At 46.5% G+C, this 26,016-nt stretch carries 22 protein-coding genes; 8 read left to right on the top strand and 14 right to left on the bottom strand.

The window, feature by feature from the left end:
* Positions 1–347: 347 nt before the first annotated feature.
* A complete protein-coding gene (locus tag ACTHPG_RS25520) occupies positions 348–1,064 on the top strand; it encodes an NPP1 family protein (RefSeq protein ID WP_440392182.1) in 717 nt (238 codons plus the stop codon).
* 182 nt (positions 1,065–1,246) lie between these two features.
* On the opposite strand, the gene ACTHPG_RS25525 is transcribed toward ACTHPG_RS25520, so the two are convergent.
* Together ACTHPG_RS25525 and ACTHPG_RS25530 are read right to left on the bottom strand one after the other, a co-directional pair.
* Positions 1,247–1,663, bottom strand: coding sequence for a DUF4395 domain-containing protein (locus ACTHPG_RS25525; RefSeq protein WP_440392183.1), 417 nt, complete (start codon positions 1,661–1,663; stop codon positions 1,247–1,249).
* A 76-nt stretch (positions 1,664–1,739) separates the two neighbouring features.
* Complete coding sequence (locus tag ACTHPG_RS25530) at positions 1,740–2,666, bottom strand: ketopantoate reductase family protein (protein WP_440392184.1); 927 nt, start codon at positions 2,664–2,666, stop codon at positions 1,740–1,742.
* Between the two features lie 168 nt (positions 2,667–2,834).
* On the opposite strand from ACTHPG_RS25530, the gene ACTHPG_RS25535 reads away from it, so the two are divergent.
* A complete protein-coding gene (locus ACTHPG_RS25535) occupies positions 2,835–3,404 on the top strand; it encodes a TetR/AcrR family transcriptional regulator (protein ID WP_440392185.1) in 570 nt (189 codons plus the stop codon).
* Positions 3,405–3,560: 156 nt separating this feature from the next.
* Here the strand turns inward: ACTHPG_RS25535 and ACTHPG_RS25540 are convergent, their stop codons facing one another.
* Both ACTHPG_RS25540 and ACTHPG_RS25545 read right to left on the bottom strand, forming a co-directional pair.
* A complete protein-coding gene (locus ACTHPG_RS25540; protein WP_440392186.1) occupies positions 3,561–4,346 on the bottom strand; it encodes a sirohydrochlorin chelatase in 786 nt (261 codons plus the stop codon).
* A 1-nt stretch (position 4,347) separates the two neighbouring features.
* On the bottom strand, positions 4,348–4,638 hold the full coding sequence (locus ACTHPG_RS25545; RefSeq protein ID WP_017690665.1) for a YerC/YecD family TrpR-related protein: 291 nt from the start codon (positions 4,636–4,638) through the stop codon (positions 4,348–4,350).
* Between the two features lie 453 nt (positions 4,639–5,091).
* Between ACTHPG_RS25545 and ACTHPG_RS25550 the strand changes: the two genes are divergently transcribed.
* Together ACTHPG_RS25550 and ACTHPG_RS25555 are read left to right on the top strand one after the other, a co-directional pair.
* On the top strand, positions 5,092–5,727 hold the full coding sequence (locus tag ACTHPG_RS25550; RefSeq protein ID WP_440392187.1) for a tyrosine protein kinase: 636 nt from the start codon (positions 5,092–5,094) through the stop codon (positions 5,725–5,727).
* A gap of 127 nt (positions 5,728–5,854) precedes the next feature.
* Positions 5,855–6,943 (top strand): DNA alkylation repair protein, encoded by a 1,089-nt coding sequence (locus ACTHPG_RS25555; protein ID WP_440392188.1) that lies wholly within the window; start codon positions 5,855–5,857, stop codon positions 6,941–6,943.
* 226 nt (positions 6,944–7,169) lie between these two features.
* On the opposite strand, the gene corA is transcribed toward ACTHPG_RS25555, so the two are convergent.
* The 4 genes from corA to ACTHPG_RS25575 all read right to left on the bottom strand — a co-directional run bounded on the left by corA (position 7,170) and on the right by ACTHPG_RS25575 (position 11,493).
* The gene (gene corA, locus ACTHPG_RS25560; protein ID WP_440392189.1) at positions 7,170–8,129 is read right to left on the bottom strand and encodes a magnesium/cobalt transporter CorA; all 960 of its coding nucleotides are present in this window, start codon (positions 8,127–8,129) and stop codon (positions 7,170–7,172) included.
* 351 nt (positions 8,130–8,480) lie between these two features.
* The gene (locus tag ACTHPG_RS25565; protein ID WP_062836232.1) at positions 8,481–9,470 is read right to left on the bottom strand and encodes an inorganic phosphate transporter; all 990 of its coding nucleotides are present in this window, start codon (positions 9,468–9,470) and stop codon (positions 8,481–8,483) included.
* A 14-nt stretch (positions 9,471–9,484) separates the two neighbouring features.
* The gene (locus ACTHPG_RS25570) at positions 9,485–10,102 is read right to left on the bottom strand and encodes a DUF47 domain-containing protein (protein WP_062836231.1); all 618 of its coding nucleotides are present in this window, start codon (positions 10,100–10,102) and stop codon (positions 9,485–9,487) included.
* Between the two features lie 317 nt (positions 10,103–10,419).
* A complete protein-coding gene (locus ACTHPG_RS25575) occupies positions 10,420–11,493 on the bottom strand; it encodes a DUF3048 domain-containing protein (RefSeq protein WP_440392190.1) in 1,074 nt (357 codons plus the stop codon).
* Between the two features lie 337 nt (positions 11,494–11,830).
* Between ACTHPG_RS25575 and ACTHPG_RS25580 the strand changes: the two genes are divergently transcribed.
* Positions 11,831–12,370 carry a DoxX family protein gene (locus ACTHPG_RS25580; protein WP_440392192.1) on the top strand — a complete coding sequence of 180 codons (540 nt, stop codon included), beginning with the start codon at positions 11,831–11,833 and terminating at the stop codon, positions 12,368–12,370.
* 183 nt (positions 12,371–12,553) lie between these two features.
* Here ACTHPG_RS25580 and ACTHPG_RS25585 read toward each other — a convergent pair whose 3' ends face one another.
* Complete coding sequence (locus ACTHPG_RS25585; RefSeq protein ID WP_440392193.1) at positions 12,554–17,308, bottom strand: InlB B-repeat-containing protein; 4,755 nt, start codon at positions 17,306–17,308, stop codon at positions 12,554–12,556.
* A gap of 434 nt (positions 17,309–17,742) precedes the next feature.
* Between ACTHPG_RS25585 and ACTHPG_RS25590 the strand changes: the two genes are divergently transcribed.
* Positions 17,743–17,955, top strand: a complete 213-nt coding sequence (locus tag ACTHPG_RS25590; RefSeq protein WP_440392194.1) for a hypothetical protein — start codon at positions 17,743–17,745, stop codon at positions 17,953–17,955.
* Between the two features lie 117 nt (positions 17,956–18,072).
* Here ACTHPG_RS25590 and ACTHPG_RS25595 read toward each other — a convergent pair whose 3' ends face one another.
* From ACTHPG_RS25595 to ACTHPG_RS25605, 3 genes are all read right to left on the bottom strand, one after another.
* The gene (locus tag ACTHPG_RS25595; RefSeq protein ID WP_440392195.1) at positions 18,073–18,858 is read right to left on the bottom strand and encodes a DODA-type extradiol aromatic ring-opening family dioxygenase; all 786 of its coding nucleotides are present in this window, start codon (positions 18,856–18,858) and stop codon (positions 18,073–18,075) included.
* 103 nt (positions 18,859–18,961) lie between these two features.
* Positions 18,962–19,792: an alpha/beta hydrolase gene (locus ACTHPG_RS25600; protein ID WP_278296936.1), complete on the bottom strand. Its 831-nt coding sequence runs from the start codon at positions 19,790–19,792 to the stop codon at positions 18,962–18,964.
* 254 nt (positions 19,793–20,046) lie between these two features.
* On the bottom strand, positions 20,047–20,280 hold the full coding sequence (locus ACTHPG_RS25605) for a hypothetical protein (RefSeq protein WP_440392196.1): 234 nt from the start codon (positions 20,278–20,280) through the stop codon (positions 20,047–20,049).
* A 139-nt stretch (positions 20,281–20,419) separates the two neighbouring features.
* On the opposite strand from ACTHPG_RS25605, the gene ACTHPG_RS25610 reads away from it, so the two are divergent.
* Entirely contained in the window at positions 20,420–20,596 is a 177-nt protein-coding gene (locus ACTHPG_RS25610) for a hypothetical protein (RefSeq protein WP_440392197.1), read from the top strand.
* Between the two features lie 96 nt (positions 20,597–20,692).
* Positions 20,693–21,505, top strand: a complete 813-nt coding sequence (locus ACTHPG_RS25615) for a hypothetical protein (RefSeq protein WP_440392198.1) — start codon at positions 20,693–20,695, stop codon at positions 21,503–21,505.
* A 16-nt stretch (positions 21,506–21,521) separates the two neighbouring features.
* Here the strand turns inward: ACTHPG_RS25615 and ACTHPG_RS25620 are convergent, their stop codons facing one another.
* Together ACTHPG_RS25620 and ACTHPG_RS25625 are read right to left on the bottom strand one after the other, a co-directional pair.
* Complete coding sequence (locus ACTHPG_RS25620; RefSeq protein WP_440392199.1) at positions 21,522–22,430, bottom strand: AraC family transcriptional regulator; 909 nt, start codon at positions 22,428–22,430, stop codon at positions 21,522–21,524.
* Between the two features lie 407 nt (positions 22,431–22,837).
* Positions 22,838–25,981: a stalk domain-containing protein gene (locus ACTHPG_RS25625; protein ID WP_440392200.1), complete on the bottom strand. Its 3,144-nt coding sequence runs from the start codon at positions 25,979–25,981 to the stop codon at positions 22,838–22,840.
* Positions 25,982–26,016: the final 35 nt, after the last annotated feature.

Genomic DNA, 26,016 nt, shown 5'->3' on the forward strand with positions numbered 1-26,016 from the left:
TTAACTCCTATCATATCATCAAATGTAAAGATGTCCTAGCCTGTAATCTATAAGTATATTTTTTCATATATGTATCCACGATTCCTTCCACTACCCAATAACCTTCTGCACCAATCCTGAATCTGTCCCATTACCTTTTATGTAAAATAGTCTCATTAATCAACCATTCTGCCCGCTTGGACAGGAATTAGTCTTCAATTTTGATACCTTCATATGATTATGACATGGATATGCTACAAATTTACAAATCTCAAGATAAAAAGATAAATAATACAAACCTTTTCCCAATATAGTCTTAGTGCACCCGCAACTTCGCACCACACCATACCCGTGAAGGAGAACTGTGAATGAAAAAAATCGTGTTAATGCTCCTGGTCCTTCTTATGGCATGTATTCCTTGGGTTACCGTTGTTGAAGCAGCAGCAATTAATCATGATCAGGTTGTCGGATTTCAGGAAGTCTCACCAGTCACCGTGACACAACAAGCAGCCAAGCGTTTTCAGCCTTTTCTGAAAGTCTATCATGGTTGTGTTCCTTTCCCTGCGGTCGATCAACAGGGCAATACCAGTGCTGGCTTGAATACATCCGGGTCATCGAATGGAAACTGTAGCTCAAGTACAGGACAGATCTACTCCCGCTCGGCATGGCACAACGGAGTGTGGGCCATCATGTATTCGTGGTATTTTCCCAAAGACTCTCACTCCCCTGGGCTCGGCCATCGTCATGATTGGGAAGGTATCGTCGTGTGGGTAGATAATCCGGCAGCGGCCAATCCCCAAATCCTCTCCATCGCGTATTCCGGTCACGGACAGTTCACCAACGTCACACCGAGCAATACCAATACACAAGGTAACCATCCGTTAATTTCCTATAATAGTACCTGGCCACTGAACCATGAACTAGGCGTCACCAACGTTGTTGGGGGAACACAACCTTTAATCGGATGGGACGACCTGACTTCTGCGGCACGAAATGCACTCAATACCACGGACTTTGGCAGTGCCAACGTACCTTTCAATGATAACAATTTCACCAACAATCTGAACAAAGCTTGGTTTAGGTAAAAAAATCCCCTTCAAGTGAACAGCTCACTTGAGGGGGATTTCGTTATGAAGCTATCGTGAACCGATAGCTAGAGATTTTTCAGTTAAATGCTCAACGCAAGAAAGCTCCTCGGAACATCGCACGTCAAGATCCTTAATCTAAGATTAGGTTGTTTTATTATCATATCACTCTTCAGCCAACCTCAAAATCCGATTTTTCGCCCTGCACGCAACTGTTTGTACCAGAAATACACCGTGCAGCCCACACAATAACCCAGCAGAGCCGCGCTTGCAGCCGCGAGAAGCATGACAGAGAAGGCATAACCCGCGGTTACCCAGCCAAGCGAGAACGAGATGAGTGCCAGAGACAGGAAGAGCACAGCCAGAATATTGTTGAATCGCTGCAGTTCCACCGCCTGCGTCTCTGTTCCTTTATCCGTCAACACAACTTTCCCAATCTGCACAAACAGATTAAGCTTGCCACTGGAAGCCAGACCAATCACCTGAATGATCCAGAGTGCGCCCAGAACTACAAGTGGATTGAACACAAACGAGAGTAAAACAAACAATACAATACCGACCTGATTCGCTTTTACATACCGCATGGGCACTTCTCGCATCCTCATATCCCCTTAATCCCATTTTATTAGTTGGTTTTATTGTAGTCGGTATTGAGTCAATGAGCAAGAGTACATTTTATTTAAGGGGAGTAAAATCTCTTTTCAGCACGTCCCAATGGGGTGTCGGGATGCCTGTTGTCTTTTTCCAATCGGTAAATGCCTGATTTAACACCTCAATCTCTGCAAAAGAACCCGCGACCAGCTTATGAACCGGAAGCATACTATAGATCTTCAACAGAAGAAACATCATCCGTTGATGCTTGCGAATCATTTTAGCCTGAATCTCCGGTATAATCGTTATACCCATAGCTTCAAGCACGCTGAAGCCCTCATCCATCGCCCGAATCATATGTTGGATCTGCTGTTTGTTCCCGTCCAACTTGATCAACTCACGTTTCTCATTAAAGCTCACCGCATTAAGCATCAGAATGGGTACAACATGGCTTTTCAGCCAGGCATCAATATCGCTCAGAACATTCAACTTGTATTTCACATGTTGGAAAGCTTGATCCAACAAAGGTTTAAAGCCTATTTCTCCGTCCAGACTGCCAATCACCATTTGTCCGTTGCCTCCACCGACCGATAACATGCGGTCCTTTTCCCGCTTCCCTGCACTCACATGAAATCCAAACGCGACCTGTTTTGCTACCCTGCTGTTTTGCTCCAAAAAATTTTGCATGCTTCGTGCATCTGCGTTATTTCCCACAATCACAATATTACTGCTCTGATTGTCTGCCAGAATAGGTAACACAGAAGGAAAATCATTATATTTCATGACAACAAAAATCAGATCATATTGATCATCCACTTCCAACGTTCTGGCTACTCGAACCGGATCAACTGTCGTTTTGAATTGAAACATATGCCGAATGACGACTCCATCCTTCTCCAGCTCTTCCGCTCGCTTCCCTCTAGCCAGAAGAGTGACATCATTGCCACCGCGCACCAGAATGTGCGCCAATTGACTGCCCAAAACACCCGCACCATATACTAATATCTTCATCTGTTATCCCTCAATTTCATATTTTATAAATAATCGTTGTTTTATCAACATTTGTTGATAAAATAAGAGTAACAAAGCACCTACTGTGCTTCAATCGTTAAAATATCCGTTTTTGTTGAATAATCAACGAATGATTCCTTTTTGTTGAAAACCATTATAGGAGGGGCCATGGACAGACGAGTACTCAAGACACGAAAGGCGATAATTGAAGCTTTTGTAGGATTACTGGAGGAACAGGATTTCGAGCAAATTACGATCAACGATATTGCTGATCGGGCGAATGTAAACCGAGGAACCATCTATTTGCATTACGCTGACAAGTTCGACCTGTTGGATCAATGCATTGAGACCTATTTGCAGCAGTTATTGGATGCCTGTATGATCGAAAGCTCTACTACAACACCCGTTACGGCCAAGGATGCGCTCCTCAGAACGTTCCGTTATCTGGAACAGCATGACTCTACCTATACTACACTTCTAACCAAAAAAGGTATTCCGGCATTCCGTAGTAAGTTGATGACATTGTTGGTCCAGGGAGTGGAGGAACAAATGGATGCCTGTGGCATTCAGGAGGGTATGAAGAAAGAGGTTACCATACAGTTTCTTGCTTCCGCTGCAGTCGGTCTCCTGGAGTGGTGGATTATGAATTCCATGCCTTATCCGGCTGAGGAGATCGTTGACCAATTAATAGATCTACTGGAGCTACATCTGAATTTGCACGCTCCCATAAGTGGGTAACCTGGCCCTCGTTCGAGTGGTCGAGTGGTCTACAACAAACAAAAAAACCACGTCCTTGGACGTGGTTTTGATTGTTTATGAAGCTATAGAGTTCACATGAACTGATGACGACATTACTTCGATCAATGCGATCACACACATGCCAAAGTGAATACTTCAAGAAGAAGCCCCGACCTCATTACATCTATCCAGCAAAATCTGGATCTGGCGCTCAAGCCACTGTCCAAGCAATGGATGTGGCAACAGCGTCTCACCACTATACTCATAATCCAGTTCCTTCAGCCGGTCCGGGATTACGTTTCTTGTGAAGTAACCGGCACTCAAAAACAGCGGCGCCACAATAACCCGGTTCCCCCGCTCTTCGCTCCAATACTTCACTTTGTCGTACACGCTCTCCGGATTTAGCAATGCATAATCCGTATGGGCTACACCACTAACTTCCTGCACAAGCTCTGCAAGGGAAGAGATTCCGGCTTCCCAGCGCTGGCGAAATCCATCATGAATACTCCCGTGCCCTACCAGCAGTATGGTCTCTTGCTCAGGCTGTTGAGAGAGTAGCTTAACCTTGTCCCACACCATCACAGCGATATCCGGATCGTTGTCCACTGGATAACCGAAGTGAACCCGAGCCTTCACATCAAACGGTTCGAGATCCGTTTCGCGATCAGGTGTTTCCTTTGCACCAATCGCATATTCGATTTCATCCACATGTGTACTCCCGGACGAAACGAACAGAGGTACGACCAAAATATCGGTTACGCCTTGTGCTTCCAGTCGGTCGATACCGTCCTGGATCAGGCGTCCTTCCACAAGTTCAAGAAAACCGGCTTCAACCGGTAATGGCGAAGGCAGATTCAACCGGGAGATCGCGTCATCGACGGATTCCACCCAGGTCTGCTCCTGTGAACCGTGACTGATGATGAGTACACCCGGCTTCTTCATGTTAGCGTCCCAGGCGTTCCAGTGTCATTTTATAACCATCATTACCGTAATTCAGGCAGCGTTTCACACGTGAAATCGTAGCTGTACTCGCACCTGTCTCTGCTTCAATCTGGTTATACGTATTGCCTTTACCCAACATACGAGCCACTTCCAGCCGCTGGGACATGGATTGAATCTCGTTTACCGTGCAGAGGTCATCAAAGAAAACATAACACTCTTCAATATCTTTTAGCGTCAAAATAGCCTCAAATAGTTGTTCAATGCTTTTATCATTTAGCTTTTTCAGCTGCATTTCATCATCATCCCCTAGCGGTTACTGTGTACCTACATTGTACTCACCCTGAGTTGGTATTTCAAGCGTTACCGATTTCACGCACTACAGAATAAAAATACATGTTACCGCTTACAAAAGGTACTATTGTCCTCCCCTCGCGTACATCTGACGAAATTACCGCGCTATTTCCCAGTTTTCACCTGTATATATCCGATTACTTATGTAGGATTTCAACCGTCTCAAATGTTACAATTTTGTGTCTAAACTGCGTTTTACTCTTCGGGACCTGCCATCATGCCATGCGCCCAAATCCGCAAATATCCCGTTTTCCGGGATACCCGCCTACGCCGTCTCTCCGCGAATGACATACAGTATAACCAAAGGGAGTTCCACTATCGTATATTGATATACATCTGTCATGAAACTTGTGGAACGCAATTCCGAAATCCAATAGAAGGAACGTGATTGTTCATGCCACAGCATTATTATCACCGCCAGCCAGCACAAGGGCAACGTCCGTCTTCTCATGCTCATCGGCAGGCACGTACTTCTGCCTATATGCCGCCCGGTGTGGTTCCGCGGTCTTTAAATGAAACTCAGATTCAACCGATGTATCCTGGAGTAGAGCCCCATTACCCGGGCTTCGGTGAAGTCGAAGCATCTGCAGTAATACCCTATGGGCAAGGAGTAGCTGGTGGGAACTTATATGGAGGCACAGCTCAGGTTGTTGCCCCAGCTCCGGTACCGGCACCTGCTGCGGGCAGTTCCGGCTTCTCATTAGCCAACATTGGTGAGTTAAAAGGAATGATCGACCGCTTTGGCGGTATTGATGGGATCATGAGTGGAATAGGCAAAATGCAGAAGGTCGTCGGTGGGATCCAGCAGATGGCTCCGATGATGAAGCTCGTCATGGGCATTCTGCCTTTTGGAAAAGGAAAATCAAGTAACAGTGCAGCTGATGCAGACTATGAAGAATATACGCCGCCCCGGAGACGGAAGCGCAAACGGACGAATAAACAAACGAGTACTCCACGTCGCCGCAACACAACTCCAGTTCGCCGCAAATCCAATGCCACCAAGCGTCGTCCCAAAAGCCGCAAACGTTAAATTCATCCAGGCCCCCCAATAGAGGGGGGCTTAACATCATTCATCCGTATACAAATAAATTTAAGGAACTCATGTTCTTATTCCTGTAATTTGAGGTATACTGGATAGTAACTAAAGGAGGCGGACCATGGAACTTTTCAAAGACAAATACACTCCCGCATTAATCGATCGGACCGGTGAACTGTTGCGTCAATTCTACCCGAAGCTGGATACACAGGAATTTCACGAATTGGTTTTCGCCGAGGGCTGGGAACAGTTGGAATTCAAGGCGCGCATTCGCAGAATCACACTGGCCTTGACTGCAGTACTGCCCGACAAATATGAGGAAGCATTACATATTATCGAACAAGCCGCGCCGAATATGAGAGGCGTTGAATATCTGTTTGTACCGGATTTTATCGAAGTGAATGGACTTGACCCGGAGGATTACGAGCTATCCATGAAGTATCTGACCCTTTTCACACCTTATTCCAGCTCCGAGTTTGCGGTACGCCCGTTTATTAAGCATTATCCAATCCAAACGATGAAACATATGATGGCGTGGGCAGATAGCGACAACGAACATATCCGCAGACTTGCCAGTGAAGGTAGCAGGCCACGTTTGCCATGGGGCGCCAAACTACAGAACTTTATCACTGATCCAACACCTGTACTTCCGATTTTGCATGCATTGAAACAGGACGAGTCCCTCTACGTGCGCAAAAGTGTTGCCAATCATCTGAATGACATCTCCAAAGACCACCCCGAACTGGTTTTAGATCTGGCCACCACCTGGTATGGACAACATGCCCATACAGACTGGATTGTCCGACATGCCAGCAGGTCATTACTGAAGAAAGGACATCCCAAAGCACTAAGTCTTTTTGGTTATAACGAGCAGGATTCGATTCACATTGAGCAGCTTCGGCTTCTCCAAGATACGATTTCCATTGGCGAGGATCTTCATTTTTCATTTGATGTTGTTAATGAGAGCGGTGAGTCACAGATGCTGCGAATTGAGTATGAGATGGGTTATATGAAGGCAAACGGCAAGCAGGCTCCCAAACGATTCAAATGCTCTGATAAAATGTATCCGACAGGCAGAACGAAAGTAGCCACCAAACAGTCGTTCAAAATCATTACAACGAGAAAATACTATGCCGGACTACATACGCTAACGATTGTTGTGAATGGTCAAGCAGCAGCAACGACTTCTTTTGTCCTTGAAGTGGAGTAACAGGAAGAAATCTTAAGTTATACACAGCTCACTCCAAAGAAATACTTATTCACATGTGGATAGAATATTTCTAGCATATCTATAGCAGCATCAGAAAGGCCACCTGGCATACATCATCTCCCTACAGTTATTTCTGCCCGAGATCATGACCCAGTGGCCTTTTTATATGTAATTCTAACTGCAATTTCCCTTACCTACCCTCACCGCTATCCAAATGTAACACGTTCTACTTAAACCATCCACGCTTCACAAACCAAGCCACCATACTGCCGCCAAGTACAAACATCAATAATAGCACTGCACCATACCCTAACTTCCACTGAAGCTCAGGCATATAGGCAAAGTTCATACCGTAAATACCGGCGATCAGCGTTAAGGGCATAAATACGGTCGTAATCACCGTAAGTGTCTTCATGATCTGGTTCATTCGGTTGGAATTCAGGGAAATATAACTGTCGCGCAGGTCGGCCGTCATCTCCCGATCAGCTTCAATCATGTCCGTCAGCTTCAACAAATGGTCATAGATGTCGGTAAAATAAGCCGTATGTTCGCCTGTTCGCTGCACATGCTGGGAATTGACCACCCGATAGAGCAGATCCCGCATCGGTACGACCGTTCTTCTGAGCTTCAGCAATCGGCTTCGCAAGTCAAACACCTGATTCATCAGGTCTTCAACGGACTCTTGTCCACCCCGGTTCTCCAGTTCAGCCAGTTCATCCTCAATGGCAAATAGGGACGGAAAATAATGATCGACCAGCTTGTCCATCACCGTATAGGCCGCTGCCACTGGACCTCGCGCCCAGATGGTTCGTTCATGTACATGCTGCAACAAGCGCTCCCACGCTTCATCCACTTCCTCCAATACGCCATGATGAAAGGACACAAGGAAGTTTGCTCCAAGAAACAAGTCAACCTCCTCGGCTTCCAGCGTCTTGGGATTCAGTGCATGCAGTACAAGAAACTGCAGATTTTCATAATAATCAAGCTTTGGCCGCTGCAACACATGCAGACAGTCCTCAATAGCTAAGGGGTGAAAATGAAAATATGTATCCAGCAAACGGCTTTCCTCTTCCGTTGGCTGGTTAAAATCCGCCCATACCCAGGCGTAATCGTTCAGATCCAGCTGTGTAAGTGGTACGTTCACGGAGACTTGATGTTCTCGTGTAATGGCGAGTGTACGAATCATAAATTAGACCACGTCCTTGTCCTGTATCTTTACGTCATTGTACAACTTTAACCATAGGCACGTCTCCCACGTGTTCCAAATATCCACAGACGTGCATTCAAACTCGACAACAAAAAAAGCCAACCCTGTTGGCTTCTCTCATTTCCCTATCCACAGTTCCCTGTATCCACAGGAATATCTTCTTTTGGTTTATCATTCCACGGATGGCTATCCACATATCCAGCCTGTCCACACGTTCATGCACAGGCGTCTCTTGATTTTGGTTGTATAATTGTCCACATATCCCGATATTCACACAGTTATGAACAGTTTGTCTGGTAACCCCGGATTCGTTCGGGATCACTTCTCTCTTTAGAAAATAATCCAGTACAACAATCCTGCCAGTCCCGCAGTAATTGGAATTGTAATGAACCACGTAATAATGATTCGTCCAGCAAGTCCCCATTTCACAGCAGAGAAACGTTTTGCGGAACCCACACCCAGAATAGCTGATGTGATCGCGTGCGTTGTACTAACTGGAAGGTGAAGCAACGTTGCTGTGAAAATAACGGAAGCAGCTGACAGATCGGCGGCAAAACCGTTAATTGGTTCAATTTTAAAGATTTTGGTACCCATTGTTTTGATGATTTTCCAACCACCAATGGATGTACCCAGAGCCATCGCGGTTGCTGCTGAGATTTTAACCCACAGCGGCACTTCCAGATGATCTTGTACACCTGCTGCAACCAAAGCAAACGTAATAATACCCATCGCTTTCTGTGCATCATTCGTACCATGTGTGAAAGCTTGCAGTGCTGCCGTGAAAATCTGTACCGTACGGAAACCTTTATTCACGTTATGCGGACTGCGTTTGGCAAAAATGTATTTAAGAATCGTCATGACCACATAACCGATGGCAAATGCGATCAGAGGTGATAATAGCAAACCTCCGACAATATCAATGAACCCGCTCCACTTCACTTTATCGGAACCTGCGCCAACGAGCACGGCACCAGCAAGGGCTCCAATCAATGCGTGTGATGAAGAAGACGGAATACCAAACCACCATGTAACCAGGTTCCAGATAATCGCAGCGATCAAGGTGACTATGACGACCTCGATCCCGTTATCCAGCGTGGTGGGGTCGGTTACACTCCCCCCAATCGTCTTCGCAACGCCTGTAAACATCATCGCACCGACAAAGTTCATTACCGCTGCCAAAAGGATCGCGCGACGTGGCGTCAGTGCCCGTGTCGATACTGAAGTAGCAATGGCATTGGCCGTGTCGTGAAAACCGTTGATGAAGTCAAACGCCAGTGCAAGGAAGACGACTATACCTAATACCCAAATCGTTGTTTCCATTATTCTCTGGCTCCTTAAGAATTACGCATGATGATGGATTCGAGCACATTTGCTACGTGTTCACAAGCATCCGTTGTTGTCTCAAGACGTTCGTAAATTTCCTTACGTTTGATCAATTCAATCGGATCAGGAACGGTAGCGAAAAGGTTCTTGATACACATGCGCAACACTTCATCACCCTGATTTTCCAGATCATTCAATCGAATCGTGTACTCACGAATCGCCAGCAATTTTTTCTGAGACAGCAAATGAATGGCCTTCTGAATTTCGTAAGCCGATTGACGCAAAATTTCAGCAAATTGCACGATATATTCGTCAGGATCCGTCAGTTGGTACATATAGAAACGGGAAGCCGTTGCTTCGAGTCCGTCCAATACGTCATCAAGTGTCGTTGTCAGCTCCATAATATCATCGCGTTCGATCGGCGTGATAAACGTTTTGTTGAGTTCCGTAATAATTGTGTGCACATAGTCATCACATTGGGACTCGTACTTCTTCATTTCATTGGCAAAAAGAGTCACATCCTGAAGGTTGGAAACATGCTGGGAGAAATAATCTGCCGCTTGAACAACCGTATCTGCCATGTTCTCCAGTGTCTCAAAAAATATATCCTTCTTCTTCTTAAGCTTCATAGCCCTATCCCCTTTACGGAAAAAATTGCCGATAACCGATGAAACATGAAATGACAACCTTTGATATCTTATCATATTTGTTTCATGGTTTGTACAAAAGGTGTGATCCTTTTTTATATTCTTATCACATTAATCTGAAATGAATCTTAATTATTTGGAATAATGGTAAATTCAAGTTGAGATTTTACACTGCGTTTACAATTCGACATCAAAATACAGAATCAACACTATTCTACTTTTCATGCCAAGGTACAATATCATGCCTTTTCGACAACAAAATGGGTACATGTTTCATCGTTTTCTTTCATTACATCCTTCTATTGTCCAGCCAGCTTCACATGACTAGAAAATTCCGGTTGATTGGGAACAATACTGATAAACGTTTTACCAGGCACAAGAGCCACTTCACTGCCATCCTGAACAAAACGAATAATATCCCCCTGCTTCTTCACCCACTGTCCACGAATCATCTTGCCCTTCTGGAACAACATCGCTTCACCGCCCTGTTCCAAATTAACGGACAACCGTCCTACACTATCGAGCACCCTGTGATCTGCACCTGCCACAATAATGTTCGCTGCGCCAAGTGGAGTCCCATTATCCAGATCATGATCTGCCTTACCATTCACCATTCTCATATATCGTCCGCTAACTTCATCATAATCATACGTCACCCGGTAACTATCCAATAAATATTGGATATCGAACTGCTGTACTGTCTCTCCTGCAGATGTCGCGCCTTCTTTGTTATAGATGTATACGGGAGACTTGAAATCATGGCTGTAGCCTTTGATATCTGCCCCTTCTCTCAGCTTGTCCGCTGAAGTATACAGATTATGTGGGGCTTTACGATCCGAGGAACGCCAGAAATAAGGTCCACCATTCGATATTTCATCCATATGCTGTTTCTGCTGCCTTTGCAAAATGGAATACGCCTCCGGACTGCCTCCGGCATGAACGAGCACCCCATCATAACTCTCGCCGAGCTCAATCAGGTATGGGCGTATACTGCGAACTGGTCCAACCGTCTCAGCACCGCCTTCACTCTGGAAGATGGCTATGAAACGGGTAATGCCGCCCTCTGCGAGGACTTCAATAATGATATCGGCTGAACTTAGACCCGATTGGGGCCGGGCTGCTGGTGCATTATTAATCATTACGGCGAGTGGTCGACGCGTAATTGCTTCATCTACAGGCAGACCCGTAAGAGGTGCTGTATAAAGAGACGTGTCGGACTCCTCCACAGTCTGTTCTTCTTGTACAGGTGCGGGTGTCGGTTCTGGCTGAAGTGGCATCTGAGCCGTCTCCTGGTTTTGGCAAGCAACAAGACTTAATGAAAGAATAAACAGAGATGCAGCCAATGCTGCTTTATTCCATTTAAAAAGCTTCAATATGGGACCTCCTGAACGATATGGCCTGGTTCTAAGTTGTGATATATGTCTCATGTGGGCAACCATTTCACGTATTTCTTTCCATTTAATCACACACCGTCTAATTTGTCTGCGCCCAGAAGGCCTTGATACAGCGTGAATCCCACATTTGAAACAGCTAAGCGGGAGAAAAATATGTCCTAAATGTGAACTTCTCAAACCTTACTTAAAATTTGAACTAGATTGTGATTTTAATCACAAACAAAACGACTTTTGAACTATACAATAAAGACATCAAAGGTGATCACTTAGAAAAACAAAAACAACACACACTAGATTCCATGAAGGAGTGGTTTATATGTTCAGCTTCAACCAATGGCTTAGAGAAAACAAAGTGGCAATGTGGATTTTGACAGTACTTCGGGTGTATATCGGTTACGATTGGATGACTCACGGATGGAGCAAATTGACTGGCGGATTCCAAGCTGGCGGGTTCCTTGCCGGGGCAGTCGGCAAAGCAACGGGTGAAAATCCAACAGTTCAAGCATGGTGGGGAACATTCCTTGAGAAATTCGCTGTACCAAACGCAGGATTGTTCGACTTCATCATTCCACTTGGTGAATTCCTTGTAGGTGTAGGACTCATTCTCGGATGCTTCACAACACTGGCTGCGCTGATGGCTCTCGTGATGAACTTCGCGTTCCTCTTCTCGGGTACAGTAAGCACGAACGCTCAACTGGTTCTGATGCAAATCTTCCTGGTTGTTGCTGGTGCAAATGCAGGTAAAATCGGTCTGGATCACTGGGTACTGCCTTACCTTCGCGGATTGATCACTCGCAACAAAGGTAATCAGCCTAAAGACACACCAACGATTAGCCCAACTCAAAAAACAGCTTAAGTCATAGCAATCATTCATCAAATTCTCAGCCCTGCTCTCCATCCCCCGGAGCGCGGGGCTTTTTATGTCTGACTAATCTATCAACTATACTCGTCTCGAGTAATACTGCGATGAAACAATGAAAAAAGCCGTTTTACGATATGACATCGTAAAACGGCAAGAGAGACTAATCCCGGATCGGGTTCAATTATGTTGGAGTACATTCATCAATACCTGCGCTGCTTCCGCACGGGTTGTCAGTGCCGAAGAATCAAATGCCCCATTGAGTCGACCTTTCATCAGACCCGATTGCTGCATGTGAGCTGCTGCCTGGCTTGCCCATACCGGAATGCTGGCTGCATCAGTGAAGGAAGGTTCGATCGTAACATCAGTCAATGTCAGCGCACGGCTAACCATAACTGCCATCTCTGCACGTGTGACTGGAGCGTTTGGACGGAGGGTTCCATCCGCATGACCTTGAATCCACCCCAGTGTGCTTGCCTGTGTAATCTCCTTCATTCCCCATGCCCCAATCTCGGTTGCATCCTCGAAAGCAGGCAATGTTGAAATAACATTTTCATTATCAGGCACCGGCTTAAGCATCCGGACAAGCATGGCAGCAAATTCTGCTCGTGTAACTTGCGCACCTGGATGGAACGTACCATCAGCATAGCCTTTGACAATACCAAGCCCAGCTGCTTCACGAATACTGTCAGCTGCCCAGTGACCTTCAATATCACTAAAATTGGCTGCTGTAGGAGCAGCTATTGTTGCCGGAACTGCCATCACGGCAAAACGTGTAAAGTGATTCACATCTACGCGAATTTTATCGTCGTCCACTTTGCCATCTTCAACCATTGTCCATGATGTGTTCGGCTCTTGCTGATAAAAGACCGCAAGCTTCTCATTGCTTTGAAGTAAAGTAGGGTCAAAGGTCAGCGTTAACTTCACTGGAATCTTAAAGTTACCCTGCGTGTTTTTGGTGAATTCCACCACCTGACTCACAACACGTTGATTACTTGCTAATCCAGTAACCGGTGTGTCTACCACAATGGCTTTAATCTCTAGTGGCTGGTCGGAAGCACCGGCTGGAACTTCAAGCAGCACCCCTGTGCCTAGTCGAAGTTGACCAGCTTCCCCCGCAGGAATGGACACACTTGTCTGCGTATCATTGTTATCATTAGAAGGATTACCGCTTGAGCCAAGACTGGAATTGGAGTTGGAACCTGTATTCCCATTGTTTCCTGAGTCACCACCGCCTGGTGTTGGTATAAGCGTCCAACCGGCATATAACGTCATATCAGCAGTTACCGTCGCTGTTGCAAAATCAAATGGCTGAGTACGTGTGATATCCCTGTACCACCCCGTAAACGCATACCCGGTTCGCACCGGATCGCTTGGACGAGTTAACATCTCACCGTTAATTACCTCGCTAGCCTGTATTGCCGTTCCACCATCCGTATGAAAGGTGACGGTTCGCACGGCTATATTCCATTTCGCATACAACGTCATATCTGCCACTACTGTCGTTGTTGCAAAATCGAATGGCTGATCATGTGCGGCATCCCCATACCAGCCAGCAAACGTATAACCTGTACGTTCTGGATCGGTTGGACGAGACAGAAGGTCGCCATAAGCAACGGTCTGTGGAGCAATTGTCGTGCCTTCATCCGTATCAAATGTAATCTGCTGTACTTGAACTGCCCATTTGGCATACAAAGTTACATCCGACTGGATCGGCTGACTAAAATCAAATTTAACCGTGAGCTGTGAATCTGCAAACCAACCTGCAAAGACTTGACCTTCCGCATCCGAAGTTGGCTCATTCATTAAGGTTAACTGATCGCCATGTCCGATACTCATATCCGGTATATCCGAGCCTCCGGCCGTATCAAAGCTAACGGTATAGAGAATGCGTTCCCAACCTGCGTATAGCTGAACATGATCCAGAATAGACGATGTCGCAAAATCGAAACGTTGCTGTAAGCTAGCATCACTATACCAGCCGCCAAATGTATAACCCGTTCTTCTCGGTTGCTGTGGCTCCTGCACCGGATTACCATAGTCGAGCAATTGCTCGCTCACTAGAGTACCACCATTACTTTCAAAACTGGCTACATATTGATTGGTGCTCCAACCTGCATACAATGTAACCGAATCAGTAATGATCGTCTGGAAGTCAAATGGCTGCGTATGTGTTGCATCTGTGTACCAATTGGTAAATGTATAACCCGTACGTACCGGATCTGTAGGACGCGTAATCAATGTGCCGTACTCTATCATCTGATCAGGCACATTAGCATGATCTCCCTGATATACGTCGAACGTGACCGTATACGATTGGAGCGTCCAGCTTGCATAGAGCTGTGTGTCCACCGTTATTGGCATACTAGCAAATTCAAAGCGCTGTGTATGAGCCACATCTGTGTACCAACCGCCAAATGTATATCCCGTTAGCGTTGGAGCCGTTGGCTCACTCATGAGCGTACCGTAGTCGATCTGACGATTCGCTACCGCTGTACCTCCGTTACTATCAAAGCTGACAGTGTACTGATTGATATTCCAGCCAGCGTACAACTGTGTATTTGTCGTGATCGGTGTATTCGCAAAATCGAAGAGCTGCGTTTGTGCCGCATCACTATACCAGCTAATAAATCTGTACCCTGTGCGTGTTGGTGACGTTGGTGCACTAATCGTGGAGCCATACGTAACCGGAACATCTGATACAGCTGTACCTCCGCCGCTATTAAAGCTGACGGAATACTGATTGATACTCCAGCCAGCGTACAGCTGTGTATTTCCCGTTATCACCGTACCAGCAAAGTTGAACAGCTGTGTACGACCAGCATCGGTGTACCAACCTGTAAACGTATAACCCGTGCGCGACGGAGCAGTTGGTGCGCTAAGCGTAGAGCCATGATTCACCGCAACATCCGCTACTGCCGTACCACCGCTGCTGTTAAAGCTAACCGCATATTGGTTAACAATCCACTCGGCGTATAGCCTCATGTTCTGCGTTATTGCCGTATTTCCAAAATGGAATGGCTGCGTGCGACCCGCATTCGTGTACCAGCCGTTAAATGTATGACCGACTCGTGTTGGCGCTGTCGGTTCGCTAATGGTCAAGCCATAGTTCACCGGAATATCCGCTACGGCTGTTCCACCACTACTGTCAAAGCTAACGGTATACTGGCTAGTACTCCAGCCTGCATACAACTGTGTATTCGTCGTAATTTCCGTATTCGTAAAATGAAATGGCTGCGTGCGCGCTGCGTCGCTATACCAGCCGGTAAATGTATAACCGGTTCGTGTCGGTGCAGTTGGCTCAATGCCATGATCACCATAATACAAATTTTGCGTAGCTACGCTCGTTCCGCCGCCGCTATCGAACAGAAGCTGCCGTGGTGCATAGTAACTGAATTTGATCGTTGAACTATTATTAGCCGTGTCAGTGACGATCAGTGTATAACTACCTTCCTGACTGATCTGTCCTCCGCTGGTAAATGTCGCTCCATTCAGCGTAGCACTTCCGTCGCTAAACGTAATCGTAGGCGGCACTGTATAACGCCCACCATTCGTTACTCCAAGTACCGTCGGCGGTGTAAGATCAATTCTAAATTGAACCTGCGTCGAACCGTAACTGTTCGTTGCGACTAACGTATAGCTTCCTTCCGCAGTAACCGCTGTTCCGCTCGTAAACGGATGGCCATTCAGAGTAGCCATGCCACTGCTAAATACTGGATTCACCGTACGATTGTAAATGCCCCCATCGCTAACACCGGTTACAATAGGTGGCACAGGTTGCTCCACCTTGATTTGGACCGTCGAATAACCGTTAGCAAATCCATTATCGTTGTATGTCCTCACTGTAAAGCTATCATTACCGTAATAGAAGTTTGGAGCCTGATAAATAAAGCCGGTACTATCCTGAACAACCGTTCCATGCTGCGGCTGAGCGCGCAACGAAACTCCCTTGGCACCCGCACTACCAGGTACATTCGCCATCAAATCCGAGCTGTTAATTCGCACCGTCAGTCCAGTGGCCACGGTATAGATCGTACTTGTTCCTGCGACCGCAGAAGGCCCCCCTCCTCGTTCACTACGAGAAGGGTATAGTCCTGAACTATCCACAGTATAATATTGGAAATCGAAAGGATTATTTCTCAAATCTGGAATAGAAAATGTATCCTTTCCATTGCCACCAAATTTAGTTCCCAGGAGTGTAAAAAGAGCTTGGTAACCCATTATGGGAAACGATCTCCCATCGCTAGCACTCCAATTGGTCTGCATCGGAACAAGAAATGGTATGGTCTGTCCTAGTAAAACTTCACTATTTTGATTCCTGATATCCGTTCCGTTCTGACTACCCATCGGTCTTGCCGCCACAGCAAAGTGTAATGGTTGGTTTCGCAGCGGTGCACTAATACTGGGCAAAGTGAATTTTTGACCATCCTGAGATCCAAACACATCACGAATAACGGAGTACAGCTGAGGATAACTCTGCGCATTATATGTACTCCCATCCAGCTTGAGCCAGCCATCAGGCGAAAAAGTATACGGGAAGATGCGCACTTCACCTCCATACCCCATCGCAGTCCCGCCATTTTCGCGTGCAGGAAATACTCCAGTAGTTGCTATGTAGTAGCCCATACCGTCAGGTGTAGGAAGCGATGTTAGATCCGGTAATGCAAAATCGACTTGTCCATCGCCCCCATAATTCAAACCAAGCAATGAATACAAAGCTTCATTGTCCTGAATACTCATCTTTTGTCCCGCAGCAAACTCCCAACCTTTCGGTACAAACCCGTAAGGAAGTAGTTGTATCTCTCCCAGATACTGTTCATACCACATCTCCGCGTGCGCTGACCGTGTTGTTCCTAATCCTGCCGATAATGCAGTAAACACTAGCACAAAGACCAGCGTGATCTTCCAAAAGGCACGACAGGTATAGTGAATCACTCCAATATCTCCCCCTTATTTACACATTGTTCCTCATGCCAAATGCAGCTCCGCCAAGCCGTAAAATGATGTTTGTACTCTGATGTCTAGTGACCTGAAGCTAAACTTCTGCTCCTCTGTTGCATGGTCCTGATGAGCTTGCATTTTGAGAACAGCCTACCATCCCCGTCAGCATGCGATTTTTCCGTTGCGTATAACATGATTACGCTTAGTTTACTTTATAGATCAGAAAAATAATATAGCCTATCGTTAGCTATCCAGACTTTATTTTTTTGCACATTTTTACATTTCCAATGCTATAAATCACAAATATAACTCTAATTTTCCAAAGCGTTACAACACAAGTTGCTTATATCCAGCTGCATATACTTGCTCACCTGTAGAATCCCATATTATGATGGTATAAAGTCCAACAGAACAAAGGAGTATCTCTAATGCCTACGCAGCGCCGTCTCGAAACTGACGTCGATTTCCAAGAAGCCATGACCTTAAAACATAAAATTCGGGTATTCAAAGATAACCATCAGATTGACTCTGGAGGTATTATCATCCGATTTGATGAGAACACCGTTGTTGTTCAGTCCAGTGTCAGTGAACTCGCCTATCACTCACGTACGGAATGTGAATTGTTCGAAATTCGCAAATAGTCTTATAAGTAACTGAATATCAAAAAAAGGTTCCACGCCGTCAACTAACTGACTGCAGGAACCTTTTGCTTATTTATATTCATTCATAGGTCTAGTCTTGTTCTTGTCTGTTCCAAGTTACACGCCGTCTCCAAACTGCCAGCAGTTTAAACTAAGCGTTCCATACGGATAAGACTGGAATAGACGCTTCGCTGATCGGGACATATCCGCTGTACCCATAGCGTAGAACAAAGGCGCAAGATGCTCTGTACCATACGATGGAACAGCCGTGCGTGCGTGAGGGGCTTTTTTCTCGTATTGAAACAGTTCTCTTGTGTTCCACTGCTCCAAGCGCTCCCCGATCCAGTTATCAAAATCCACCGCCCACTCTTGCGGTTCATCCGTATCGCCCAACAATCGTAAATTGTGAACCGTTCCACCACTGCCAATAATCAGGACATCATCATGACGCAACTGTTCCAGCATTCGGCCAATATCATACTGTTCCTGTGGCGTACGCAGTGAGTCTACCGACACAGCGATCACAGGGATATTCGCCTCGGGGTACATATGTAGCAGCGGTACCCATACGCCATGATCCAGGCCTCGTCCTCGAATCGGCTGATGCGCCAGGTTGCTGCGGGTGAACAAAGCACATATCTCGTTCGCCAGATCTGGCTGCCCGGAAGCAGGGTATTCAATCGTATACATCGTAGAAGGAAATCCATAAAAATCATGCAGGGTCTGATGTGTATCATCCATCGTCACGGACGGTTCAGGACAATCCCAATGTGCCGTAAATACGACAATGGCTTTCGGAGCCGGCAGCCTGTCTCCAAGCTGGTTCAAGAAGTGAGTGTAGTCATTGCTCTCCACCGCCAGAGCGGGAGAACCATGCGCAATGAAAAGTGCAGGTAATGTCATTGCTGCCAACCTCCAGACACGGATAGAATGCTTACTCTTCTATTTTACCCCTAAGAAGGCGCTTTTCCAAGCTGACATCCCCAAACCGTTGCAATCCTGCCGCTTATATCATCCAGTGCTGCCAATCCTGCTCAATCTTCTGACGCTCGCCCAGCCACTCTCTGGTACGTGTAATTAGCTGTTCCCGCTCTTTACCTGAAGAGAAGGTGTGATCGCCCTGGAAGATGATTTCCTTGTCGCATCGGCCTTCCTGGCGCATCCAGAATACCTTTTGATACAGGAATGCATAGTCTACAGGAATAATCTCATCTGACGTACCATGCACGACGAGAACATCCCCGTTAAACTTGACTGCTTCCTGGAATGGCTGATGTTCAGCGAGAGACTCGAAGAATGTCGGTGTGAATTTGTATCCGAGATAGTCAGCTGCACCCAGTTTCACGCCTTCATCGTAAACTTCCCGCCCCGTAATCTTCACGATATCATTGAACGGATAACCCACGGAGGACCACATTACGAGGTTCTTGACACGTTTGTCGCGAACAGCCGTTAGTAATGCAACGGCGCCACCCAGACTATGACCAATAAGTGTCACACGCGTAGGATCTACATCACTGCAATTGACCGCATAATCCAGCACCGAACGGGTCTGCAGCACCATGGACTCCAATCCCTCGGCTCCATACTCCCCACTGCTCTCTCCGCAACCGATATAATCGAAACGCAGAACCAGATAACCGTCTTCCGCCAGCTCCCGTGCAGTCTTGACAAACAAACGGTCCACGCCGATCCGACTACCAACGAAGCCGTGGCAGATGACTGCCAGAGGTACGCGCTGCTGACTCTTCTCCTCCTTGATATCTTTCACAACCGGATAATGAATCGTGGCTGTTAATTCTTCCTGCCCATGTCGGATACTGATCTGACGTTCCATACCGATTTCCCCTTTCCACGCTTAGCCTGTTGAGTTCCATTTATTAAATATATATAATCCGATAAGTTTAGTGTGTATTAAGATGTTATTCATATATTATCATCCCGTACCCTGCAAGTCAACGTAAGTAAGAACCCTTTCTACGTCGACTGCTAGTCTACATTTTATCGGCGGATGAGCGCAAAAAAATGAGCCACGCTGATAACAGCTGGCCCGGATATCTGTCGGCATTTCAACCAAGTGTTGCAGGATCTTTATTCGTAGCTTCTACGGAACATCTCGTGGGTCTCTATCCGTCCATTCCACTCATGCTCATGACTCGAATCACTGTTATCCCAGAAACTTCTTCCCCTCAAGTTGCCGTCTGTCAGTTCTTCTGCATACTCCGTGTCCTCCAGATTCTCCTCAAAGGATACAACCTCGTCTACGACTCCACGGGAGTTGCTGTTCAGCAGCAGCTTCCGCGTCAAATCTGTTTGTTTATCCATCACAAGCACACTCCAATCTTGGATTTCTGTTGGAAATGCTACTATTGTGATGGAATCGGCTGCTCTTTATGCATACGTCACACAATCGTTAGATCTGGGAAGAATGAGGGTATTTTTTCACATCAACGGGGGAAAATAAATGAACAATACATGGCAGTATATGCCTCGGAGTCCTTCTGCCGAAAGGAATGAATTCATGGAACATCTACTGGAGTGGATTCAAGATCACGCTAAACTGGTACTGTTATGCACCTGTGTCATTCTGGCCTGTGTGGGGATATGGACCAACCATGAGCAGCTTTTTAATAAGGAATGACTTTGCGAAACGAGAGCCCTTCCCGTATACTAAAATACCGTCAGGGTCTTCAGATCATTCGAAGATCAGAACGTGTGTAGACAGGGGGAGCAATCATTGGGGATTTCCTATAAGAAACTGAAAGAAATACAGAATCGGCAAATTACCGAGATGAGTCGTATGACACCTGAACATGTGAAGCTGTATGACGAGATCAGCACCATTGCGCGTCATGCGCCAGCGGATGAGAGAACACAGGAAGAATGGATTCTCTCCGCAGGAAAAGCGATCGTACAGGCTCAGCGGGATAACAAACCCGCTCGCGAGCTATACGGACCTGATCTGGAACAAGACATCCATGCACAGCTCGGGATAACAGATACAGCACCGGAGAAGACGGCCGCCGTTGAGGTGGGTAAATCCTCCCCAACCCGTAGTCAGAATGCATCAGCTTCATCGAAAAAGAAAGCCAACGATGCTGAACCACAGCCAACGGAGAATGCCGAGCCAGCGAAACGGACACCAAAGTGGTATGCCATGATCGCATGGGCCGCACTGTCTTTTGTCATGCTGATCCAAGGGTGTGCAGGATTGTTCGTGGGTTGGACTGGCGGAGATACAGAACCGTTCCAACACATCAGTCTATTTTCCTTAATCGTTGCAGCCGTCGGCGGAATCGCATTGGTGGAAATGCTTCGCCGTCTTGCTGAGCGACCAGACGATGAAGGAGCGGACCGAAATAAGGTACCTAAGCTCAATATTCGGGGGATCGTCATCTACATCGTGGTCGTGGTACTCGTGCTGTTTGTCGGGTATCCACTACGGGATAAACTTCCTGTATTCGCACTAGCTCCATGGGTGAGTGCGGTGATCGGCATTGTGGGGCTTGCTACGTTAAGGCCTCTATTCGGTCAAAAGAAAACAGCATAACACGTTATATAAGCGATTAAGGGGCCTTGAGGGTCCCTTTTTCCATTTGGAGCTGATTGCGATGTTTAATTCCTTTGCCTGGCGTCTCGCCGAACTCCCGCTTGAACATCCGGATAAAATAGTTCACTTCCATGCCTATCGTCTCTGCCGCCTCTCGCACACTTGCGCTTGGATGCTTGTCCAACCAGTCCGAAGCCTTCTGCAAACGCAATCGCTGCATATATTGATGTCCTGTCACGTCATAATGATGATGAAACAATCGATTGAGGTGCTGCACCGAATAACCCACTGCATCCGCGACATGCCTCAATAACAGGTCATCCTGATAATGTGTATGCATCAATGCTACTGCTCGGATGAGTGCATCTTTGCCTGGGTCAGACTCCTGATTCGAACGGGTTACTATCTCCTCCTGCACCATGGATGATCCAATATCCACACGACCGATATCCGATGCAATTTTCGATTGTGCTATATCCAGAATGAGCTGGTAGATCAGGGCAGAAGTATTCCACATCTCCGTTACTCCTTGATTCAGTCCCTGCCAGAGATCTGTTAACCGCGACCACATGAATTCAAAACCGGAGATGGGGTACGGCTCGTTCTGAAGCAAACCCGCGCTATGAAGTACCGATCCAGTCGATGCACCGCCAATACCGATATAACCAAGTTCACCTTTGGATTTGGAATGAGGCACATACTCATGCGCAATCCCGGGCTCCACAATGAATAACTGCCCTGCTCCCATCGTCCATGTCCCTTTTCCCGGAATCCTGAACTGCCCTTCACCGCCGCGTGACAAAAACAACTGATACACCGGAAATCCATCCGGTCTATGCAGAACTTTCTCTTCCTGCGTGCCCACACAATACAGGTACAGCGGCAACCGGGAATCCGGCAGGCCCGTCAAACGAAATGCAAGCATTCCATCATTCCTTTCGGCTCATTGGCTTCTAGCTTATTCCTTCTATTATCCACCGGCTTGTCCTGTTCCAACAATGGTCTAAGTACCCTTTTTAGCGACAAGATTTTCAAAAGGGTAATTAAAAAACTCCCCTTCTCTTTTGGAAAGGGAGTTAACATGTTACTTTACTGAAAATAGATTGCGCTTCTCTGAGTGACCGTTCCGGTCACGGATCGTTCTTGCGATCGCTGTTGTCTCCAAATTTTCTTGATTAACCTTTAAAAGGTAGAAATTCGGAGACAAAGGCGAACGCTGCCGCTTCTTCAGAATCGATTCCGTGCCCTTCACTACCTCTGTCACTCATCTAGATGATGTATTCATCCAAGTGTTAAACTTTGTTTGTTTTATGAGGTATCTCAAGCTGATACTTAAATACCACTACCACCGGAGGCACTTGCATCGGTATCCTGATTAGAGGATTTACCTGTATTGTCGGCTCCCTGATCAGTACCAGAAGAAGCTGGCGGAATGGTCAAAGTCCCTTCAGAGGTGACTGATGTATTTAACGATGTGTCACTCGCCACTGCGACTACCAAAACACGGTATTTCCCTGCTCCAAAATCTACATTATCTGAATCCTTAGCTGTAATACCCACTGTTGCTGTCCATGGAGCGGTACCCGTACTTACTGTGGTTAGAACTGTACCAGAAGTACCTGTACTGCCCCCTTCTTTAACAATGTACACATCGTAACGAGCAATGCCTGCCTCATTAGTCGGCTTAGTGAAACTTACATTGATGGAATTATCAGTTACTGCTGCATTTACACCTGTTACCTTCTCAACAGGCGTTGGTGCCTGTTTCTTTGCGTTGATCGTGAAAACAGGGGAAGATGCCAAATTGGATTCCCACTTACTATCTGATGATTCCGATAGTATATACACCTTGTATGAAACTCCTGCTTTGATATCAACGCCATTACTGTCCTTCAATGAAAGCGGCAAGTCTGTAGGACTAGTATTAACAACTGTTGCAAAATTTGAATTTGCAGTTGTTTTGGCTGCATTCAGATCAAATGCCGTTGCAGCAGGCACAACCATTAGCACATACCGTTTAATGCCTGTCTCGTTACCAGGCTTCGTAAATTTAACTGTTACATCAGTTACGTTGCCGGCAGCTTGCGATGCATCTTTCACAGTTGCCTCTACCTTGCCAACTGCCTCTACAGTGGCATTCGAAGTCAGTGTGATTGCGCCGGAAGGCGATGACAATGCATTCGTCAGAGAAGCATTGTTATTCACAGCCATTACGTAAACTCGATAGCCTACATCGTTACGAATCGAGTCACCATCCACTGTTCTCGAACCATTAGATAAGGTAATCGTTTGATTATTTCCCGTTCTACTTACATACGTATAATTGGAACTAGTCACCGCATTGGCTGCGTTCAGATTGAAGCTGCCTGCATTCGCATTTTTCACCACAAACACCCGATAATGATTCACATTCGTCTCATCTGCCGATTTATTAAACGTCACACGCAGATCACGTCCATCTCCAGTATCCCCAATATCACTTGCACCCACATTGCTCGGAGCCGTTATAGCGGCGTTCTGTGACAACGTAATCTGTGAAGAGTAACCAGACAGAGCATTCTGACTGGAGTTTCCGTTGTTATTCACCGACAGCACGAATACCCGATAAGCAACGTTATTGGTAATGGTATAACCATTGGTATCTACCGCATAGTTCGGAAGCGTAAAGGACAGGTTACCACCCGTTTTGTTCACCTGTGTGTAGTTGCTCGACGCATTAGCTGCGCTCAGCGTAAAGCTGCCCACATTAGCGGAACGAACGACATATACACGGTAGGCTGAGATTCTGGATTCATCCGCGGCTTTGTTGAAAGAGACCCGCAGATCACGACCATCACCGTAGTCACCAATATCCGCAACAGCCAGGTTGCTGATCACTCCCGCGTTACCGTTCGTTGTAAGTCTCAGCACAGTGGAGGAAGCTGACAGCGCATTGGTGTATCCATTTTGCTGATTGCCCACTGCCATCACGTAGATGCGATAATCTTGCAGATTCGTTACGTTATAACCACTGGTGTCCTTCATGGATGACGGCAATGTCGTTGTAATGTTGTTGCCTGTTTTGTTCACCGTATAGTACAGACTGGAGGACAGGTTGCTTGCTGTTGTCAGATTGAAGCTGCTGGCAACCGAGTTGCGCACCACGAAGACGCGATAATTCGCCACCTTGGACTCATCCGAAGAACGGTTGAAGCTCACCTGAATATCACGACCATCCCCATAATCCGAATTGTCTCTCACCTGTGTAATCACTGGTGATGTTGCTGTGTTCACGGACAATGTAAGTGAAGATGATGCTGCGGACAGCTTGCTGTCTGTTGTTGTATTTGTGCTTACGGACAAGATATACACGACATACGCTGTACCGCTTTTAATCAATTCGCCGGACGTGTCCCGTGTCGAAGAAGTCAGCTGGCTTTTGACCGCAGCAGTGTTGCCTTTGTATATAATCGTGGAATTTGCACTGGACACTTTATTCGCTGCAGCCAGATTGAATGCAGAAGAGTCCTTCGCTTTAACAACAAATGCACGATAATACGTAATGTTCGATGTCGTGCTCGGCTGTGTGAAGTTAATCTCCAGATCGCGGCCATCGCCATAATCACTAATATCTGCAGCACGCAGACTTGTAACCGCCTGTACTGTAGATTTCACAATATTGAGCTTCAATGCTTGGGAAGACCAGTTCAATGCATTTTTATAATTATTGCTGCTGTTACCAACAGTCAGGACATACAAGCGATACGTTTCATTGCTATTGAGCAAATCCCCGTTTACGTCACGCGTCTGTGCATTAAGCGTCAGTTTCGGGTTGCTGCCATTCGGTGTTACAGATGTATAGTTTGCAGAAGGTACGGCAGACGCGGCAGACTCCGTGAAGGTATTCACATCGCGTGTTTTCACCAGCATAATCCGGTAAGCAGATACCGCCTTCTCCGAAGTTGGACGTGTGAAGCTCACAGTCAGGTCACGACCATCTCCATTACTGCCGGATACCGATCCATAGATGTTCCATGCAGCATATTGTGTCTCATCCACTGGAGGTGTAGCCGTTGTCTTGATATCCACACGCTGATTACGCGAGTTCCAGAATACTTTTTCTCCAAAAGCTTCGCTGACAAAACGAATGGGAACCATCGTGTTGCCTTTAATCGTATTTGCAGGTACATCGAGCGAGATCGCTTCTCCGTTGATGTATGCCGTTTTGGAACCGAGTGTCAATGTAACTTCCTGATCGTCGCGAGTTGCAACAATCGTTTTGGTTCTGTTCGTGTACTGTACCTTCGCGTCCAATCCTTCAAAAATTGACCGAAGCGGAACCAGTACGCGTCCACCTTTCATCACAGGTGCCTGAGCAGATGATAACTCTGCATCATTAATATATATACTGATTCTCGCAGCTGCATCCATAACCGACGTTGGAAGTGCGGACATCAGCATGGCCGATACAGCCAGCGCTGACATTACCTTCTTCACTTGTTTTCCTCCCGCTTTCCTCATATCCCATATCC

Origin of the sequence: Paenibacillus sp. SAF-068 (genome assembly GCF_051967555.1) — a bacterium.
GTDB lineage: Bacteria > Bacillota > Bacilli > Paenibacillales > Paenibacillaceae > Paenibacillus.